Below are 2,759 nucleotides of genomic sequence, written 5' to 3' on the forward strand. Positions count from 1 at the left end.
GTCGTCGACTGGTTGGCGGGGACGCCCATCGCTCCCACCCGGTGTTCACGGTTTGCCGCCCTGCAAGGGGCTGCCTGAGCGGACGGAGGGATTCGCCACCAGTGTCAAGGTTCGGGACGGGGCGAATGCCCCGTCCCGCCCCAAAGCGAGGCCTTGAAGGCGGGCTGGGTGGCTCAGCACCCGTGGCAGTAATAGTCCGGCAGTCCGGCGATGTGGCACGCCTGCTTGCAGCCGCCGTCCGGGAACAGGAACTCCAGGTGGCGGCGGGTGCAGGGGACGTGCGGGGAGATCAGGTGGCCGACGGCCTTCAACACCACCCGCGGGGTCGGGGGCATCTCATGGGCCCCGTAGTAGTCCCGCAGGAAGTTGATCACGCACCAGTGGCGGGCGTTCAGGGTCAGTCCCTCCTCCGCCGCCAGGGCCAGGGCCACGTCCTCATCCCAATGATCGAAATGGGCCAGGTGGCCTTTCGTGTTCAGGTCGCGACCGGCGACTTGCTGGGTGATCATCGTTACTGTCCTCCGCCCATGGGTGGGATGCTTATTGCTTCGCGGGTGGTCTTGTGGGTCCGCTGGTCCCGGCAGCGGGGCCGGGCCGTCGCCGGCACTCGCAGGCAAATTAGTAAATAACTGTCAGCTAAAACGATTATCGGTGCCTGCGGGGGCGGACCCGACCCAATCATGCCCGAGATTCGCGCGCAAGTGAACCAAATCCTTGCTTGCCATCTCAACCTCCCAACCGTTCCACGTCGGCGATGAAACCGGCCATCAGCCGCTCGATCGACACGAAGCCATAGGGCACCTCCAGGTCTCCGAGGTGCTTATGATCGCCCTTGCCCCGCTCGTTGTCGTAGCGCAGCCGATACCAAGGGGTCTTTACCATCCCAACGTTCGGCCGTAGCCTGTCGCTCTGTAAGAGAGGCAACGACGCCCCGGGGTGTGCGCCCGGGTGGCAGACTTGGCGCTGCCAGGGGCGGCACCGGCACGCGGACAGAAACTGAAAGGCTCACGAGATTAGATAGTTATGAACGACACGACACGCGTAAAGGTCCTCTTTGTGTGCATGGGCAATATCTGCCGCTCCCCCACGGCCCACGGTGTCTTCCGGCACCTGGTCCAGCAGGCCGGCTACGCCGCGAGGATCCAGGTCGACTCCGCCGGGACCCACGGCTACCACATCGGTGAGCCGCCGGACGAACGGGCGGAGGAGACGGCGCGGGCGCGGGGGATCGATATCAGCGACCTGCGCGCGCGCCGGGCGGAGCCCGAGGACTTTCTGGCCTTCGACTATATCCTCGCCATGGACCAGGACAACTACCATAGCCTGGCCCGCATCTGCCCGCCGGGGATGGAGCGCAAGCTCTCGCTGTTCCTTGATTTCGCCCCGGAGCTCAAGCGCCGCGAGGTGCCGGACCCCTACTATGGCGGGCAGCGGGGGTTCGATCAGGTCCTCGACATGGTGGAGACCGCCGCGCGTGGACTGCTCGACCACCTCACCCGCCGGGGCCTGTGATCCCGGGGCGGATGCCGGGTGTACCAACGCAGGATGCGCCAATCCAACGTTTCGCGTTCGGCAGTGGGGTCACCATGTTCGGCAAGCTTCTTGATTCGGCACCGCTGCGGCATTGGTCGCGGCGCTCTTCCTTCCTGCGCTGGCTCAGATCCGCCCAGGAGCTGCGCTGGGTCCTGAGCAGCGGGGGCCAGGCGATCTTCCTCGAGTATCCGGTGCAGCCGCGCCCGCGTTGGGGCTATGGCGCGCCGCCGCACCCGCGGCTCAACCGGCTCATGGAGACCGGCCGCGAGCGTTACGCGCACCTGCTCGCGCAACTCCCGGCCTTTGCGGTCGGCCTGGGGCGCGTCCCCCTGACCGGGGGCGCGGTCGGTGAACCGATCTGGGAGAACGATTTCTGCCGTGGGCTGAACGCCGCGAGCCTCTACGCCTTCCCGGCCCTGTTCGCCTCCCGGCGCTACCTGGAGATCGGCTCCGGCCATTCCACCCGGTTCGTCCGCCGCGGTTGCCGCGACCATGGGCTCGCGATGTCCATCACCTCCATCGACCCCCAGCCCCGCGCCGCGGTCGACGCGCTCTGCGACGCCTTCATCCGCGAGCCGCTGGAAGCCTTGGACCCGGCCGTGGTCGATACGTTGGAGGCGAACGATATCCTCATGATCGACAGCTCGCACCGCTGTTTTCAGAACAGCGACGTGACCGCCGTGTTCCTCGACCTCCTGCCGCGGCTCAAGGCCGGAGTGCTCGTGTATATCGACGACATCTATCTGCCGCTGGACTATCCGCCGCAATGGCACGACCACTACTACTCGGAGCAATACCTGCTGGCCGTCCTGCTGATGGCCGACGCGGGGCGGCGCTACGAGATCCTCCTGCCCTGCACCTTCATCGCCGGGGACGCCGAACTGCGCGGCGCGGTCGATGCCCTCTGGGACGGGGTCGCCCGCGGCCACCAGGGCTACGGCAACGGGATCTGGCTGCGGGTGCGCGATGAGGGGGAGCAAGGCCCGGCGGGGCCCGCGGCGGCCTGATCCCGGACGGCTCGGCGGTGCACGGATGAACCCGGGTGCGATCAGAACTGATGTGTTAACGCACATGGCGTAGGGTACGCATCGCGTACCCGCCAAGCAGCCACGACCGCCGGAGCCGGGTACGCGACCCGTACCCCACAGCTACCGGACTTCTCGCGGACCGGGCGTCGTTGTCGTTGTCGTTGTCGTTGTCGTAATCGTGGTCGGATTATTCGATTA

Annotated in this window: 4 protein-coding genes; 2 read left to right on the top strand and 2 right to left on the bottom strand. The window is 66.7% G+C overall.

Annotation, left to right across the window (positions count from 1 at the left end; translation table 11 throughout):
- Window positions 1–173 precede the first annotated feature (173 nt).
- The gene (locus tag QZY48_RS04135) at window positions 174–509 is read right to left on the bottom strand and encodes a TusE/DsrC/DsvC family sulfur relay protein (RefSeq protein WP_295428087.1); all 336 of its coding nucleotides are present in this window, start codon (window positions 507–509) and stop codon (window positions 174–176) included.
- Window positions 510–726: 217 nt separating this feature from the next.
- Window positions 727–882 (bottom strand): DUF6516 family protein, encoded by a 156-nt coding sequence (locus tag QZY48_RS04140; protein WP_295428090.1) that lies wholly within the window; start codon window positions 880–882, stop codon window positions 727–729.
- A 141-nt stretch (window positions 883–1,023) separates the two neighbouring features.
- Between QZY48_RS04140 and QZY48_RS04145 the strand changes: the two genes are divergently transcribed.
- Together QZY48_RS04145 and QZY48_RS04150 are read left to right on the top strand one after the other, a co-directional pair.
- Window positions 1,024–1,512, top strand: coding sequence for a low molecular weight protein-tyrosine-phosphatase (locus tag QZY48_RS04145; RefSeq protein ID WP_295428093.1), 489 nt, complete (start codon window positions 1,024–1,026; stop codon window positions 1,510–1,512).
- 74 nt (window positions 1,513–1,586) lie between these two features.
- Complete coding sequence (locus QZY48_RS04150; protein ID WP_295428095.1) at window positions 1,587–2,540, top strand: class I SAM-dependent methyltransferase; 954 nt, start codon at window positions 1,587–1,589, stop codon at window positions 2,538–2,540.
- Window positions 2,541–2,759: the final 219 nt, after the last annotated feature.

Source organism: uncultured Thiodictyon sp., assembly GCF_903828115.1.
GTDB lineage: Bacteria > Pseudomonadota > Gammaproteobacteria > Chromatiales > Chromatiaceae > Thiodictyon.